Annotated in this window: 17 protein-coding genes and 1 pseudogene; 7 read left to right on the forward strand and 11 right to left on the reverse strand. The window is 69.2% G+C overall.

Annotated elements, in window-relative coordinates:
- Positions 1-16: 16 nt before the first annotated feature.
- The 6 genes from soxY (at position 17) to DRV96_RS13530 (ending at position 4,833) form a co-directional block, all read left to right on the forward strand.
- Complete coding sequence (gene soxY, locus DRV96_RS13505; RefSeq protein WP_210757047.1) at positions 17-493, forward strand: thiosulfate oxidation carrier protein SoxY; 477 nt, start codon at positions 17-19, stop codon at positions 491-493.
- 27 nt (positions 494-520) lie between these two features.
- Positions 521-832: a thiosulfate oxidation carrier complex protein SoxZ gene (gene soxZ, locus DRV96_RS13510; RefSeq protein ID WP_119291988.1), complete on the forward strand. Its 312-nt coding sequence runs from the start codon at positions 521-523 to the stop codon at positions 830-832.
- 167 nt (positions 833-999) lie between these two features.
- Complete coding sequence (gene soxA / locus DRV96_RS13515) at positions 1,000-1,791, forward strand: sulfur oxidation c-type cytochrome SoxA (RefSeq protein WP_119291991.1); 792 nt, start codon at positions 1,000-1,002, stop codon at positions 1,789-1,791.
- Between the two features lie 19 nt (positions 1,792-1,810).
- Positions 1,811-2,458 carry a sulfur oxidation c-type cytochrome SoxX gene (gene soxX, locus DRV96_RS13520; protein ID WP_119291993.1) on the forward strand — a complete coding sequence of 216 codons (648 nt, stop codon included), beginning with the start codon at positions 1,811-1,813 and terminating at the stop codon, positions 2,456-2,458.
- 112 nt (positions 2,459-2,570) lie between these two features.
- Positions 2,571-4,307, forward strand: coding sequence for a thiosulfohydrolase SoxB (soxB, locus tag DRV96_RS13525; protein ID WP_210757048.1), 1,737 nt, complete (start codon positions 2,571-2,573; stop codon positions 4,305-4,307).
- A 49-nt stretch (positions 4,308-4,356) separates the two neighbouring features.
- A complete protein-coding gene (locus DRV96_RS13530) occupies positions 4,357-4,833 on the forward strand; it encodes a thioredoxin fold domain-containing protein (RefSeq protein ID WP_235823402.1) in 477 nt (158 codons plus the stop codon).
- 24 nt (positions 4,834-4,857) lie between these two features.
- On the opposite strand, the gene DRV96_RS13535 is transcribed toward DRV96_RS13530, so the two are convergent.
- On the reverse strand, positions 4,858-5,289 hold the full coding sequence (locus tag DRV96_RS13535; protein ID WP_119291995.1) for a DsrE family protein: 432 nt from the start codon (positions 5,287-5,289) through the stop codon (positions 4,858-4,860).
- A 140-nt stretch (positions 5,290-5,429) separates the two neighbouring features.
- Between DRV96_RS13535 and DRV96_RS13540 the strand changes: the two genes are divergently transcribed.
- Positions 5,430-6,449, forward strand: coding sequence for an MBL fold metallo-hydrolase (locus DRV96_RS13540; RefSeq protein WP_119292031.1), 1,020 nt, complete (start codon positions 5,430-5,432; stop codon positions 6,447-6,449).
- A gap of 6 nt (positions 6,450-6,455) precedes the next feature.
- On the opposite strand, the gene DRV96_RS13545 is transcribed toward DRV96_RS13540, so the two are convergent.
- The 10 genes and pseudogenes from DRV96_RS13545 to DRV96_RS13590 all read right to left on the reverse strand — a co-directional run.
- On the reverse strand, positions 6,456-6,779 hold the full coding sequence (locus DRV96_RS13545; protein ID WP_235823403.1) for a c-type cytochrome: 324 nt from the start codon (positions 6,777-6,779) through the stop codon (positions 6,456-6,458).
- A gap of 54 nt (positions 6,780-6,833) precedes the next feature.
- Entirely contained in the window at positions 6,834-7,607 is a 774-nt protein-coding gene (locus DRV96_RS13550; protein WP_119291998.1) for an HAD-IA family hydrolase, read from the reverse strand.
- Positions 7,608-7,611: 4 nt separating this feature from the next.
- Positions 7,612-8,163, reverse strand: coding sequence for a thioredoxin family protein (locus DRV96_RS13555; protein ID WP_119292000.1), 552 nt, complete (start codon positions 8,161-8,163; stop codon positions 7,612-7,614).
- 13 nt (positions 8,164-8,176) lie between these two features.
- A complete protein-coding gene (fba, locus tag DRV96_RS13560; RefSeq protein WP_119292002.1) occupies positions 8,177-9,214 on the reverse strand; it encodes a class II fructose-bisphosphate aldolase in 1,038 nt (345 codons plus the stop codon).
- A 34-nt stretch (positions 9,215-9,248) separates the two neighbouring features.
- Positions 9,249-9,995 carry a phosphoglycolate phosphatase gene (gene gph / locus DRV96_RS13565; RefSeq protein WP_119292005.1) on the reverse strand — a complete coding sequence of 249 codons (747 nt, stop codon included), beginning with the start codon at positions 9,993-9,995 and terminating at the stop codon, positions 9,249-9,251.
- Positions 9,992-12,010 (reverse strand): transketolase, encoded by a 2,019-nt coding sequence (gene tkt / locus DRV96_RS13570; protein ID WP_119292008.1) that lies wholly within the window; start codon positions 12,008-12,010, stop codon positions 9,992-9,994. The genes gph and tkt overlap by 4 nt, the downstream gene beginning before the upstream one ends.
- Before the next feature lie 162 nt (positions 12,011-12,172).
- Complete coding sequence (locus tag DRV96_RS13575) at positions 12,173-13,045, reverse strand: phosphoribulokinase (protein ID WP_119292010.1); 873 nt, start codon at positions 13,043-13,045, stop codon at positions 12,173-12,175.
- Between the two features lie 23 nt (positions 13,046-13,068).
- Positions 13,069-14,160 carry a class 1 fructose-bisphosphatase gene (locus DRV96_RS13580; protein WP_119292012.1) on the reverse strand — a complete coding sequence of 364 codons (1,092 nt, stop codon included), beginning with the start codon at positions 14,158-14,160 and terminating at the stop codon, positions 13,069-13,071.
- A gap of 110 nt (positions 14,161-14,270) precedes the next feature.
- A complete protein-coding gene (cbbX, locus tag DRV96_RS13585) occupies positions 14,271-15,239 on the reverse strand; it encodes a CbbX protein (RefSeq protein ID WP_119292014.1) in 969 nt (322 codons plus the stop codon).
- 35 nt (positions 15,240-15,274) lie between these two features.
- Positions 15,275-15,478, reverse strand: a pseudogene (locus tag DRV96_RS13590) (ribulose-phosphate 3-epimerase); the annotation flags it as partial.

The following is a 15,478-nucleotide window of genomic DNA, read 5'->3' on the forward strand; positions in this document are numbered from 1 at the left end:
ATTGAAGGAGATCGATATGAGCATGAATCGACGCGAGGCACTCCAGGCCACCGGTGGTCTTGGCGTGCTCGGCATGTTCGTCGCGGCCGGCGTGCTGACGCCGGAAGAGGCGCGTGCGCAGCAGGCCGAATGGAACAAGGCGGCCTTCGAGACGAAGGACGTCAACTCGACCGCGAAAGCGCTCGGCGGGGATGCGCCGACGGCGTCGGACAAGATCACGGTCACCGGTCCGGACATCGCCGAAAACGGCGCCGTCGTGCCGGTGGGGGCGACCTCGACGCTGCCGAACGTCCAGATGATCGCGCTGCTCGTCGAGAAGAACCCCAACGCGCTGGCCGCGGCATTCAACCTGACCCCCGAGTGCGAGCCGTTCGTCACGACCCGCGTCAAGATGGGCCAGAGCTCGGACGTCTACGCCCTCGTGAAGTCCGACGGCAAGTTTTACGTGGCCAAGAAAGAGATCAAGGTCACGCTCGGCGGCTGCGGCGGCTGATCCACATCACGATTCAAGGAGATTGACATGGGTAGCCCGATGCGCATTCGTGCCACCGAGAGCGGTGGCGTGGTCGACGTGAAGGTGCTGATGAGCCACATCATGGAGACCGGTCAGCGCAAGGACGCGTCCGGCAACGTGATCCCGGCGCACTTCATCTCGAACGTGATTGCCAAGCACGGCGACAAGGTCGTGATGACGGCCCAGTGGGGGCCGGCGATCTCAAAGGATCCGTTCCTGAACTTCAAGTTCAAGGGTGGCAAGAAGGGTGAAAAGGTCACCGTCACCTGGAACGACAACAAGGGCGATTCACGCACCGACGAAGCCACGGTGTCGTGAGCGCGTACCCGCCGTGAGGCGGGCCGCTGTCGAGAGCCTCGGCCACGCCCGAGGCTTTCTCGTTTCGGCGCCTGAATGGGTTGTTGCCCTATGCGGGCCACCCCGGATTGGCGCCGTTCAAATGTGAGTGTTCAATTGAGCAATTATCCATTTATCCGGAGCGAGGCATGAAGAAGCTGCTTGCTGCCGTCGCACTCGGGGTCGCCGGCGCCGCCTGGGCGCAGGGCTCGGCCGTCGACGAGATCGAGCGCTATCGGCAGATGATCGCCGAGGGGAACCCCGCCGAGCTGTACGAAGCGCAAGGCGAGGAACTGTGGAAGAAGAAGGCGGGGCCGAAGAACGCCTCGCTCGAGAAATGCGACCTCGGCCTTGGCCCGGGTGTCACGAAGGGCGCCTACGCCCAGCTGCCCCGCTACTTCGCCGACACCGACAGGGTGCAGGATGCCGAGTCGCGCATCCTGACCTGCATGCAACAGCTGCAGGGCATCGACCCGCAAGAGATCATCAAGGGGTCATTCGGCCGAGGCAAGCGCGCCGAAGTGGTGGCCATCGTCACCTGGCTGTCGGGACAGTCGAAGGGCATGAAGGTCAATGTCGTGCCGAAGCACCCGAAGGAGAAGGAGGCCTACGCGCTCGGGCGCAAGGCGTTCTATTACCAGGCTGGGCCACACGACTTCTCGTGCGCGTCGTGCCACGGTGAGGACGGCAAGCGCATCCGGCTGCAGGATCTGCCCAACATCACGACGCCAGAAGGCGCTGCGAAGGGTTGGACGACGTGGCCCGCGTACCGCGTCAGCAACGGCCAGATGTGGTCGATGCAGCACCGCCTCGAGGACTGCTATCGGCAGCAGCGCTTCCCGCAGCCCGTCTACACGTCGGATCTGACGATCGCGCTGTCGTACTTCATGGCCGCCAACTCGAACGGGGCGACGATGGCGACCCCGGGCATCAAGCGCTGACAGACGAGGGAGAGACCGCATGACCCGCATCACCCTTACCGCCGCGGCTGTGGCCGTCGTGCTGGCCGGCTGTGCTTCGGGCGGCCCCGACCCGAAGGCGCTCGACGAGAAGTTTGCCCGGCTGAAGCAGACGGACTTCCAGCCGCGTGGCATCGCGACGTTGGACCGCCTGAACCAGGACGAGGCGCAGAAGCTCTGCTCGGATCCTGCCGCCTGGGGCGGCAAGGAGTTCGAGGCCGCGCGCAAGAAGGTCGAGGAGATCAACCTCGCGTCGATCAAATGGCCCAGCGACGGCAAGTTCCTCGGCGACTGGAAGCAGGGCGAAGCGATCGCGCAGAGCGGCCGTGGCCTGACCTGGACCGACGACGCCAAGACCGTCAACGGCGGCAACTGCTACAACTGCCACCAGATCGACAAGAAGGAGATCTCGCACGGCACGATCGGCCCGAGCCTTTGGAACTACGGCAAGCTGCGTGGCGTGACCGACCCGAATTCGCCCGCCAGCCAGGAGATCGTCAAGTACACCTGGGGCAAGATCTGGAATGCGAAGGCTTACAACGCATGCTCGAACATGCCGCGTGCGGGCCACATGGGCATTCTCAACGAGCAGCAGATCAAGCACCTGATGGCGCTGCTGCTCGATCCGAAGTCGCCCGTGAACCAGTGACGCCGCGGGCGGCGACGCCGTGTGGCGATCGCGCCGTCAGCAGGGGCCGCGGGACGCGGCCCCTTTTTGCGCGAGAATATCCATCCTTGATTGAATAGTGAAGGAAACCGACATGTCCCTGTCGCGCCGCGAGTTCCTCAACGTCCTGGCCGTCGCGTCGGCCGCCGGCATGGCGCTCGATGCGCCCGACGCACTGGCCGCCAGTGCGCGCGCCACGAGCAGGATGTACGATGTGCCGCGCTACGGCAACGTGCACTTCCTGCACTTCACCGACTGCCATGCGCAGCTGCTGCCAGTGTACTTCCGCGAGCCGAACGTCAACCTGGGCATCGGCGAGGCCAACGGCCGCCTGCCGCACCTGGTGGGCGACAAGCTGCTGAAGGCGGTGGGCCTCAAACCCGGCACGATCGAGGCGCATGCCTTCACCTACCTCGACTTCGAGAAAGCCGCGCGCACCTACGGCAAGGTCGGCGGCTTCGCGCACATGGCCACGCTCGTCAAACGGCTGCGCGCGACCCGTCCCGGCGCGATCCTGTGCGATGGCGGCGACACCTGGCAGGGCTCGGGCACCGCACTGTGGACCAACGGCCAGGACATGGTCGACGCATGCCTGGCGCTGGGCGTCGACGTGATGACGCCGCACTGGGAGTCCACCCTCGGCGCTGAGCGCGTGCTCGAGATCGTCGGCAAGGACTTCAAGGGCAAGGTGGACTTCGTCGCGCAGAACATCAAGACGACCGACTTCGGCGACCAGGTGTTCGCGCCCTACACGCTGCGCGAGATGAACGGCGTCAAGGTCGCCGTGATCGGCCAGGCGTTCCCCTACACGCCGATCGCGAACCCGCGCTACCTGGTGCCCGACTGGACCTTCGGCATCCAGGACGAGCACATGCAGAAGATGGTCGACGAGGCGCGGGGCAAGGGCGCGCAGGTCGTCGTCGTGCTCAGCCACAACGGCATGGACGTCGACATCAAGATGGCGTCGCGCGTGCGCGGCATCGACGCGATCCTCGGCGGCCACACGCACGACGGCATGCCGGTGCCGGTGATCGTCAGCAACGCCGGCGGCAAGACGCTCGTCACCAACGCGGGCTCGAACACCAAGTTCCTCGGCGTGCTCGACTTCGACGTGCGCGGCGGCAAGGTGCAGGGCTACCAGTACAAGCTGCTGCCCGTGTTCGCGAACCTGCTGCCGGCCGACGCCGAGATGGCCGCGCTGGTCCAGAAGGTCCGCGCACCGTACGAGGCCAAGCTCGGCGAGAAGCTCGCGCGCACCGAGGGCCTGCTGTACCGCCGCGGCAACTTCAACGGCACCTTCGACCAGCTGATCGTCGACGCGCTGATGGAGGTGCGCGGCGCCGACCTCGCGTTCTCGCCCGGGTTCCGCTGGGGCACGTCGCTGCTGCCGAACAGCGACATCCTGATGGAGCACATACTCGACCAGACCGCCACCACCTACTCGTACTCGACGCTCACCGAGATGAGCGGCGAGATGATCAAGACGGTGATGGAAGACGTCGCCGACAACCTGTTCAACCCCGACCCGTACTACCAGCAGGGCGGCGACATGGTGCGCGTGGGCGGCATGACGTATGCGATCGACCCGATGAAGCCCGCAGGCCAGCGCATCACCGACATGCGCCTGAAGGGCCAGCCGATCGAGGCGGGCAAGACGTACAAGGTCGCCGGCTGGGCGCCGGTGTCCGAAGAGGCCAAGGCCGCCTCGGGCGGGCGCATGGTGTGGGACGACGTCGCGACGTGGCTGCGCGACAAGAAGGTCGTCACGCCGCGCAAGCTGAACACGCCGCGCATCATCGGCATGGAAGGCAACCCCGGCATCGCGCTGTGACGCGGCCACGGGCGGCGCTGTGAGGGTCAGGCTGGACCGACGGCGGCTGATGGTGGCGCTGGTCGCCGCCACCGCAGGGATGCGGGCCGTGCAGGCGCAGCCGCAAGACCGTTCGCACGGCGATGCGCTGCCCGCGGCGAAGGACCTCGCTCGCGAAACCGCGGCCGCGGCGGCGCGCGGCGAGCCGCTGGTCGTGATGGTCACGCTGGCCGGTTGCGCTTACTGCGAACTCGTTCGCCGCCACTACCTGCGGCCGCTGCTGGCCGAAGGGCGCGTGCCGGTGGTTCAGATCGACATGCGCTCGCAAGGCGAGCTGCGTTCGGCGTCGGGGCAAGCCGTGCGCGAAGCCGCGCTCGCGCGCCAGTGGAAGGTGACGATGGCGCCGACGGTGCTGTTCCTCGGCCCAGGCGGTGCCGAGCTGGCACCGCGTCTGCGCGGCTACAGCGAGGACTTCTACGGCGGCTACCTCGACAGCGCACTCGAGCAGGCGCGGGCGCGGCTCGCATCGACGACGCGCCGCGGCTGAGGCTGCGGCGTTCGACGCCGGCGCTCAGGGGCGCAGGTAGACATATCCCTCTTTGGCTTGCAGTCTGGCGACTTCGGCCACGCCCGACGGGACGATCTTGGCTTCCATCACGACCTTGTTCGGATCGATGTTGCGGCTGACCAGCGTGTTGTTGCACACGCGGAACTGCACGCCGCGGCTCGCGAGCTCGCCGATCGCGCCGGCGAACGGCTGCTCCTGCATGTTCTTCGCGCCGTCGAGCAGGAAGTCGATGCCGGGCCCGTGCGTGACGACGACGATCTTCGCGCTCGGGTCGGCGTTCAGGTGGTTGCGGATGTTGCCGATCGCGCGGCTGGCCTGCTGGACGCCCTCGTTGAGGTGGTAGACGACCTTAATCGCATCCTGCGCCCACGCCGACGTGGCAGTGGCGGCAGCGAGCAGCAGGGGCAACAGCAGACGGGCATGACGGGTCTTCATGGCGGTGTCTCCGAGCACGGGATCGCAAGGGGGGCGGGTGACCGGGGTGCCGATACCCGGCACTGCATCGGGTCCACACATCGTGCATCATTTGCGTCGATGATCACTCAGTGTTTTTACCGTTCTCTACGGGGGTGACGATGGCCGGTTTACGACGGCAGTTGGCTGCGGTGCCGCAGGTCGCCCCGGCGCTGTGGAAATGCCGATGGGCCTGGTGGGGATTTGCCGTGTGGTGCTGGACGCTGGCGGCATGGCCGGCGCACGCGCAGGACTTCGTGCTGCAGCCGCGCCAGGTCGGTACGCACAGCTGGGCCGTGTTCGGCGAGTCGGGGATGGCCACGGCCGCCAACCGCGGCTTCAACTCGAATGCCGGCTTCGTCGTGACGCCGGGCGGCGTCGTCGTGTTCGACACGCTCGGCACACCGGCGCTCGGCGAGGCACTGATCGCGGCGATCCGCCGTGTGACGCCGCAGCCGATCCGTCGCGTGATCGTCAGCCACTACCACGCCGACCACTACTATGGCGCGCAGGCGTTCAAGGCGATCGGCGCCGAGATCTGGGCGCACGACGCCGGGCGCGGTGTCGTCGGCAGTGACGACGCGAAGGCGCGGCTCGAGCAGCGCCGGCAGGACCTGTTCCCGTGGGTCGACGAGAAGACGCAGCCCGTCGAGGCCGACCGCTGGCTCGCGTTCGGCACGCGCGGCTCGATCGACTTCGAGTTCGGCGGCATGAAGTTCCGCCTGATCGACGTCAGCGGCGCGCACTCGCCGCAGGACCTGATGATGTACGTGGCCGACGACGGCGTGCTGTTTGCCGGCGACCTGTACTTCACCGGGCGCATCCCGTTCGTCGTCGGCGCGAACACGAAGCGCTGGCTGCAGGCGATGGACCGCATCGCCGAGGTGAACCCGCGCGTTGCGGTGCCGGGTCACGGCGAGGCCTCGGACCGGGTGATGGCAGACCTGACCCTCACGCGCGACTACCTGCGCCACCTGCGCGAGACGATGGGCAAGGCGGCCGAGGCGATGGACGACTTCGAGACCGCCTACGACCGCGTCGACTGGTCGCGCTGGGAAAAGCTGCCGGCGTTCCTGCCGGCCAACCGGCTCAACGCGCGCTCGGTGTACCTCGAGATGGAGCGCGAGAGCCTGCGCCGCTGAGCGCGGCTACTGCGTGAACTTGTACCACTGCTGGTTGACGAACGCGGCGACGTCGCGCTCGTCCTCGGGGAACAGGCCGAGCCGCAGCTCGCTGTTGCACAGGCTGACGTAGCGCTTGAGGTCGAAGATCGTCTTGACCTTGCGTTCGTCGCGCAGGTAGATGAAGCCCGCGTCGCGGCCCGTCTTCTCCTCGTGGCACGCGGCGCACTTGCTCTCGAAGTGGATCTTGCGCCCGTTGGCGAGGTCGGCGTCGGGAAACGGGTTGGCCGCGCCACTCGAGCCGACGGCGGCGGCGAGCAGGCCGGTGGCGAGATGGAGCAAAAGGCGCATGGGGCTCGGCGGGCGGGGACGACGCCGCAAGCGTGCGACGGTGCGCGCGCGCTGTCAAGCCGAGGCGGGGGTTGCGACTCGGGCAAGCGGGCAAGGCGCTGCGGCGTGCCAGCGGCGCAGGTCGTCGAGCGTGACCGCGCGTGCCGGGTCGTCGGGGTGGTGGTCGAGGTCGGCGAGCCGCACGGCGGCCGCGCCGAGGTCGTCGCCGGCGCTGTACGCGGTGGGGGTCACGATGCAGCGCACGCCGGCGGTCGTCGCCGCCGTGACGCCGTGGCCTGAATCCTCGAACGCGAGCGCGGCGTCGGCGGGCAGCCGCAGCCGCTCGAGCACCCAGCGGTACACCGCCGGGTCGGGCTTCTTGACCGTGACCTCCTGTGCTGTGCCCATCACGTCGAACCAGTCCGGCGCGTCGGCGCCGAGCGTGGCCTGCAGCAGCGCGATCACGTTGTCGCGCGTCGTCGTCGTCGCGATCGCCAGGCGCAGGCCCTCGCGGCGCGCCTGGCGGATCAGCCGTTCGACGCCGGGGCGCAGACGCACCGCGCCGGCGGCGACGCGCTGCACGTAGTGGCGCGTCTTGCTCGCGTGCAGCCGCTTCAGCAGTGCGGCAAGGTCGTCGTCGGCGAGCCCGAGGCCGCGATGGCGCTGCGCGTAGTGCGCCATCCGCTCGACGCCGCCGGCGACCTGCAGCAGTTCGCCGTACAGCGCCTCGTCCCAGTGCCAGTCCAGGCCGTGCTCGGCGAACGCGGCGTTGAACGCGACGCGATGGCCTTCGCGCTCGGTGTCGGCGAGCGTGCCGTCGACGTCGAAGATCAGCGCCTGCAGCGGCACCGGGTCAGCCCTCGTCGCGCCACTTGATCGAGCAGCCGATGCAGGGGTGCTGCTCCTCGGGTGCGCGGCCGGTCAGCGCGACGAGCTTCATCGCCTCGAACAGCTCGCGCGGCGTGCCTTCGGGCGCCGCTTCCTTGCGCGAGGCGTCGAGCCGGCCGCGGTAGCGCAGCCTGAGCTGCGCGTCGAAGCCGAAGAAGTCGGGCGTGCAGACGGCGCCGTAGGCGCGCGCGACCTGCTGCGTCTCGTCGTGCAGGTAGGGGAAGCCGAGCGTCGGCGCGATCTCGACCATGCGCTCGAAGCTGTCCTCGGGGTACGCGGCGGGGTCGTTCGCGTTGATGCCGACCACGTGCACGCCGAACGCGCGCAGTTCGCGCGCGTCGCGCACGAGCCGCGGCAGGATCGCCTTCACGTAGGGGCAGTGGTTGCAGATGAACGCGACGACGGTGCCGCGCGGCCCGGCGAGCTCGGCCAGCGTGTGCGTGCGGCCGTCGGTGCCACTCAGCGCGAACGGCGGCGCGGCCCAGCCGATCTCGGCGTGCGGTGCTTCGGCGGCCATCGTCGGCTCCCCGTCAGCGGTAGCGGCGGATCATGTCGTCGAGCGCGATCGGCTTGATCTTCGCCGCCTGCCCGGCGCAGCCGAAGGCCTCGAAGCGGGCCTTGCAGATCTCACGCGCGGCCTTCGTCGCGGCGGCGAGCGCCTTGCGCGGGTCGAACTCGCTCGGCTGCTCGGCGAAGACCTGCCGCATCGCGCCGGTCATCGCGAGGCGGATGTCGGTGTCGATGTTGACCTTGCGCACACCCGACCGAATGCCGCGCACGATCTCCTCGACCGGCACGCCGTAGGTCTCCTTGATGTCGCCGCCGTACTTGCGGATGATCTCGAGCCACTCCTGCGGTACGCTCGACGAGCCGTGCATCACGAGGTGCGTGTCGGGCACCGCGGCGTGGATCGCCTCGATGCGGTCGATCGCGAGGATGTCGCCGGTGGGCGGGCGGGTGAACTTGTAGGCGCCGTGGCTGGTGCCGATCGCGATCGCGAGCGCGTCGACGCCGGTCGCGGCGACGAAGTCCTTCGCCTGCGCCGGGTCGGTCAGCAGCATGTCGTGGCTGAGCTTGCCCTCGGCACCGACGCCGTCCTCCTCGCCGGCTTCGCCGGTCTCGAGCGAGCCGAGGCAGCCGAGCTCGCCCTCGACCGAGACGCCGACCGCGTGCGCGATCTCGCAGACCTTACGCGTGACCTCGACGTTGTACTCGTAGCTCGCCGGCGTCTTCGCGTCTTCCTTCAGCGAGCCGTCCATCATCACGCTCGTGAAGCCCGAGCGGATCGACTGGATGCACACCGCCGGCGACGCGCCGTGGTCCTGGTGTAGCACGACGGGGATGTCGGGGTGCGCCTCGACGGCCGCGAGCACCATGTGGCGCAGGTAGGGTTCGCCGGCGTACTTGCGCGCGCCGGCCGAGGCCTGCAGGATCACCGGCGACATCGTCTCCTGCGCCGCCTGCATGATCGCGTGGATCTGTTCGAGGTTGTTGATGTTGAACGCCGGCACGCCGTAGCCGTGTTCGGCGGCGTGGTCGAGCAGCTGTCGCAGCGAGATCAGGGCCATGGGTCGTCCTCGAAAGGTGGGGTGTGGAAGCGGATCAGGCCGGCTGCGCCTCGCGCAGCAGCAGCGCGGGCAGGTCGGCCAGCGTGTCGACGAAGGCGTCGCACGGCAGCGAGCGCGGGTCGCGGCCCTCGTTGTAGCCGTAGGGCACGCACACCACCGGGATGCCGGCGGCGCGCGCCGCCTGCACGTCGTTGATCGAGTCGCCGACCATCAGCGCCTGCGTCGGCGGCACGTGCAGCGACTCGCACGCGTACAGCAGCGGCTGCGGGTCGGGCTTGCGGCGCTCGCAGGTGTCGCCGCCGACGACGAGGTCGACCGAGCCCGACAGCCCCAGCCTCTGCAGCAGGCCGGTCGCGAAGCGCTGTTGCTTGTTCGTGACGACGGCGATGTGCAGCCCGGCGTCGTGCAGCTGCTGCAGCGACTCGGTGACGCCGCCGTACGGTTCGGCGGCGCACTCGTCGAAGTCCTGCAGCGCGCCGTAGTGGTGGAAGAAGCGCTCGAGCACGGCGGCGTGCGTCGCGTCGTCGAGCGTGCGGCCCTGCGCCGCTGCGGCGCGGTGCACCAGCATCGGTGCCCCGCGGCCGATCATGCGCCGCACGTCGGCCTCGGCGAGCGGTCCCCAGCCGTGTTCGGCCACGGCGCGGTTGAGCGCGAGCGCGATGTCGGCAGCGGTGTCGAGCAGCGTGCCGTCGAGGTCGAACAGCACCGCGCCCAGCGGCTGCCCGTGCCAGTACGCCTGCCGCTGCAGCAGGCGTCCGCCGAGGTCGAGGCGGCGGCTCATCGCGCGCCCTTCGCGGCGAGCGCCTTCGCACGCTCGACGACGCGCGCCGTCGTGACGCCCAGCGCCTCGTAGACCTGCGGGCCCGGCGCCGACTCGCCGAAGCGGTCGATGCCGATCACGTCGCCGTCGAAGCCCGTGTAGGCGCGCCAGTAGTTCGTCACGCCGGCCTCGATCGCGAGCACCGGCACGTCGCGCGGCAGCACCTGCGCGCGGTACGCGGCGTCCTGCATGTCGAAGACCTCGCAGCACGGCATCGAGACGACGCGCGCGGCGATGCCCTCCTGCGCGAGCTGTTCGCGCGCGGCCATCGCCAGTGCCACTTCGGAGCCGGTGGCCAGCAGCGTGACCTGCGCCGGCGCGTCGGCACCGGCGAGCACGTAGCCGCCGCGGCGGATCGCGTCGAGCTGCGCGTCGCTGCGCATCTGCGCCGGCAGGTTCTGCCGCGACAGGATCAGGCACGTCGGCCCGTCGCGGCGCTCGACGGCGGCTTGCCACGCGACGAAGGTCTCGACGGCGTCGCACGGGCGCCAGACGCGGTTGTTCGGGATCAGCCGCAGGCTCGCGATGTGCTCGATCGGCTGGTGCGTCGGTCCGTCCTCGCCGAGCCCGATGCTGTCGTGCGTGTAGACGTAGACGACGCCCTGGTGCATCAGCGCCGACATGCGCACCGCGTTGCGCGCGTAGTCGGAGAAGGTCAGGAACGTGCCGCCATACGGGATGAAGCCGCCGTGCAGCGCGACGCCGTTCATGATCGCGCTCATGCCGAACTCGCGCACGCCGTAGTTGACGTGGTTGCCCGCGAGGCCTTCGGGGCCGCGGCGCACCGGCACGCTCGTCTTGCCGTCGGTCAGGTTCGAGCCGGTGAGGTCGGCGCTGCCGCCGAGCAGTTCGGGCAGCAGCGGCAGCAGCGCGGTGATCGCGTTCTGCGAGGCCTTGCGGCTCGCGATCGTCGCCGCCTCGGCGACGACCTTGGCCAGCGCCTCGGCGCTGCGGCGTGGGTAGTCGGCGGGCAGCGCACGGCGCATCACGCGGCGCTCGAACTCGGCGGCCAGGTCGGGGTGGGTGGCGCGGTAGGCGTCGAAGCGCTGCGTCCACTGGCGGCGCAGGCTCGCGCCCTTTTCGCGCTGGTCCCACGCGGCACGGATCTCGGCGGGGATCTCGAACGGCGGGTGCGGCCAGCCGAGCGCGGCGCGCGTGGCGGCGACCTCTGCGGCGCCGAGCGCGGCGCCGTGCACGTCGTGCGTGCCGGCCTTGTTCGGGCTGCCGTGGCCGATCACCGTCTTGCAGCACACGAGCGTGGGCTTGCCGACGTCGTCCATCGCGGTGCGCAGCGCGGCGTCTACGGCGGCCGCGTCGTGGCCGTCGACGTCGCGGATCACGCGCCAGCCGTAGGCCTCGAAGCGCTTGGGCGTGTCGTCGCTGAACCAGGGCTCGACGTGGCCGTCGATGCTGATGCCGTTGTCGTCCCACACCGCGATCAGCTTGGAGAGGCCCAGCGTGCCGGCGAGCGAGCAGGCCTCGTGGCTGATGCCTTCCATCAGGCAGCCGTCGCCGAGGAAGACCCACGTGCGGTGGTCGACGATGCGGTGGCCGGGGCGGTTGAACGTGCTGGCGAGCAGTGCCTCGGCGAGCGCCATGCCCACCGCGTTCGTGATGCCCTGGCCGAGCGGGCCGGTGGTGGTCTCGACGCCCGGCGTGATGCCGACCTCGGGGTGGCCCGGCGTCTTGCTGTGCAGCTGGCGGAAGCGCTTGAGTTCGTCGATCGGCAGGTCGTAACCGGTCAGGTGCAGTAGCGCGTACAGCAGCATCGATCCGTGGCCGTTGCTGAGCACGAAGCGGTCGCGGTCAGGCCAGGCCGGGTCGGCCGGATCGTGCTTCAGGTGCTGGCGCCACAGCACGGTGGCGATGTCGGCCATGCCCATCGGCGCGCCGGGGTGGCCCGAGTTGGCCTGCTGCACGGCGTCGACCGCGAGCATGCGGATCGCGTCGGCGAGGGTCTTGAGGCTGGGAGTCATGGCGTCGTCGTGTCGGGGTGTCGTTTCAGGCGCAGCGGGTGGGATCGATGGCGAACCGCGCAGCGGAAGCTCTTGCCGGCGCACGCCGCCGATGCGGCTTCGCCGCTCCGTCGGCGTGGCCCCCGCGAGGGGAGGCGGCCGCAGGCCGCTTCGGCGGTGGGCCTAGCCTCGCTTCTTCATTTCCATCATGCGCAGGATCATCGGCGTGAAGATCAGCTGCATCGCCAGCCCCATCTTGCCGCCCGGGATCGCGATCGTGTTCGGCCGCGTCATCATCGAGTCGTGCAGCATCGACAGCAGGTACGGGAAGTCGATGCCCTTGGGGTTCGCGAAGCGGATCACGACCATGCTCTCGTCGGCGGTCGGGATGTCGCGCGCGATGAACGGGTTGCTGGTGTCGACTAGCGGCACGCGCTGGAAGTTGACGTGCGTCTGCGTGAACTGCGGGCAGATGTAGTTCACGTAGTCGGGCATGCGGCGCAGGATCGTGTCGACGACCGCCTCGTGGCTGTAGCCGCGCTTGGTCTTGTCGCGGATCAGCTTCTGGATCCACTCGAGGTTGATCGACGGCACGACGCCGATCAGCAGGTCCGCGTGGCGGGCGACGTTGACCTTGTCGGTCACGACAGCACCGTGCAGACCCTCGTAGAACAGCAAGTCGGTGTCGGGCGGGATGTCTTCCCAGGGCGTGAAGGTGCCGGGCGACTGCTTGTACGGCTCGGCTTCCTCCTCGTTGTGCAGGTACTTGCGGATGCGCCCGGTGCCGTTCTCGCCGTACTGACGGAACAGCTGCTCGAGCTCCTCGAACAGGTTCGCCTCGGGGCCGAAGTGGCTGAAGTGGCGGTTGCCGGCGGCCTCGGCCTCTTTCATCTTCGCGCGCATCTCGGCGCGGTCGTAGCGGTGGAACGAGTCGCCCTCGACGATGGCGGCATTGATCTTCTCGCGCCGGAAGATGTGCTGGAAGGTCTGCGTGACCGTGGTCGTACCGGCGCCCGAGGAGCCGGTGATCGCGATGACGGGATGGCGGCGGGACATGGCGTGACTCTCGAGGATGGAATTCAGTTGGCGCCGCCGGGGGCGAACGACGAGAACAGCGAGCGCGTGTTGAACAGCGGCGAGCGGAATGGCTTGTCCTGCCCGGTGTCGTACTCGTGGTGGTAGCGGTCGAGGCGGTCGACCTCGTCGCGCGAGCCGAGGATCACCGGGATGCGCTGGTGGATCGCGGTGGGCTGCACGTCGAGCATGCGCTCGCGCCCGGTCGAGCAGCGCCCGCCGGCCTGCTCGATCAGCATCGCCATCGGGTTGGCCTCGTACATCAGGCGCAGCCGGCCGGGCTTGGACGGATCCTTGGTGTCCTTCGGGTACATGAACAGACCCCCGCGCATCAGGATGCGGTGCACCTCGGCGACCATCGAGGCGACCCAGCGCATGTTGAAGTCCTTCTCGCGCGGGCCGGTCTTGCCCTGGATGCACTCCTCGACGTAGCGCGCCACCGGCGGCTCCCAGAAGCGCTCGTTGCTGGTGTTGATCGCGAACTCCTGCGTCGCGGCCGGCACCTTGAGGTGCGGGTGCGTCAGGATGAAGGCGCCGATCTCGCGGTCGAGCGTGAAGCCGTGCGTGCCGTCGCCGAGCGTGAGCACCATCATCGTCGACGGCCCGTACAGCGCGTAGCCGGCGGCGACCTGCTTGGTGCCGGGCTGCAGGAAGTCGGCCTCCACCGGCGGGCGGCTGATGTCGGGGGCGCGCAGCACCGAGAAGATCGAGCCGACCGACATGTTGATGTCGAGGTTGCTCGAGCCGTCGAGCGGGTCGAACACGAGCAGGTACGGCCCGCGCGGGATGCCCTCGCTGATCGGCAGCGGCTCGTCCATCTCCTCGCTGGCCATGCCGGCGAGGTGCCCGCCGGACTCGAGGTGGTAGATGAACAGCTCGTTGCTCAGCACGTCGAGCTTCTTCTGCTCCTCGCCCTGGATGTTCATGTTGCCGGCGTCGCCATGGTGGCCGGCGAGCACGCCGCGGCCCACCGCCGACGCGACGTACTTGCACGCGGTCTGCACGTCGTTGAGCAGCGCGGTCAGGTCGGTGTCCAGGCCCAGCCGGCGGGCCTCCTGCATCAGGAACTTGCTGAGGGTCGTGCGGCCGATTTCCATCGCGGTCTCGATACTGAATGTGGTGTCGACACCGACTTTACGGATCTGGCGCCGCAGCGCCACTCAGAACTGCTTAAGCGCAGCCTCAGCGATCGGTGAGTCGAGCGCCGTCAGGCGGCGCGTGCATCGTCGGCCGCGGCGCCGAACACGCGGCTGGCGCGGATGTCGCTCTCGGCGATCGTCGTCAGGTCGTCGCGCGTGAGCTCGCGGTCGCGCTCGGCGAACAGCCGCGAGGCCTGGCGCAGCCGCGCGCGGTCGAGCGCATTGCGCACGCTGCGCGCGTTGGCGAAGTGCGGCTGGCGGATGCGGTGGTGGATGTACTCGTCGAACGCCTCGCGCGCGCCGGGGCCGAAGTGGTAGTTCTGCGCCGCGAGCATCTTGTCGGCGATCTGCAGCAGTTCGCCCGGCGAGTAGTCCGGGAAGTCGAGGTGGTGCGCGATGCGCGAGCTCATGCCGGGGTTGGACTGGAAGAAGGTGTCCATGCGGTCCTTGTAGCCGGCGAGGATCACGACGAGGTCGTCGCGCTGGTTCTCCATCACCTGCAGCAGGATCTCGATCGCCTCCTGGCCGTAGTCGCGCTCGTTCTCGGGCCGGTACAGGTAGTACGCCTCGTCGATGAACAGCACGCCACCCATCGCCTTCTTCAGCACCTCCTTCGTCTTCGGCGCCGTGTGGCCGATGTACTGGCCGACGAGGTCGTCGCGCGTGACGGCCACCAGGTGGCCTTTGCGCACGTAGCCCAGCCGGTGCAGGATCTCGGCCATGCGCATCGCCACCGTCGTCTTGCCGGTGCCGGGGTTGCCGGTGAAGCACATGTGCAGGCTCGGCGTCTGCGCGGTCAGCCCGAGGTTCATGCGCAGCTTGTCGATCACGAGCAGCGCGGCGATGTCGCGGATGCGCTGCTTGACCGGGGCGAGTCCGATCAGGTCGCGGTCGAGCTCGTCCATCACGGCCTCGACCTGGCTTTGCGCGAGGACGTCGCCGACGGTGCGCGCGGCCGCGACGCCCTGCGCCGTCTCGGTCGCTGGCGCGGGCGCCACGGGCGCGGTGCCGGGGATCGAGTACAGCGGTGCGTTCATCGTCGTCTCCCGGAAGGGGCGGACCGCGCGCCGACTCAGGGCGACGGCGCCCGCGGTGCCGCCAGCGCGCTGCGCATCGCGTCGATGACGGCGCGGTAGTCCTTCTGGCCGAAGATCGCGCTGCCGGCGACGAAGGTGTCGGCGCCGGCGTCGGCGACGCGGCGGATGTTGTCGGCCTTGATGCCACCGTCGACCTCGAGCCGGATGTCGCGCCCGCTCGCGTCGATGAGCCTGCGCGC

Origin of the sequence: Azohydromonas sediminis (genome assembly GCF_003574675.1) — a bacterium.
Lineage (GTDB): Bacteria > Pseudomonadota > Gammaproteobacteria > Burkholderiales > Burkholderiaceae_C > Calidifontimicrobium > Calidifontimicrobium sediminis.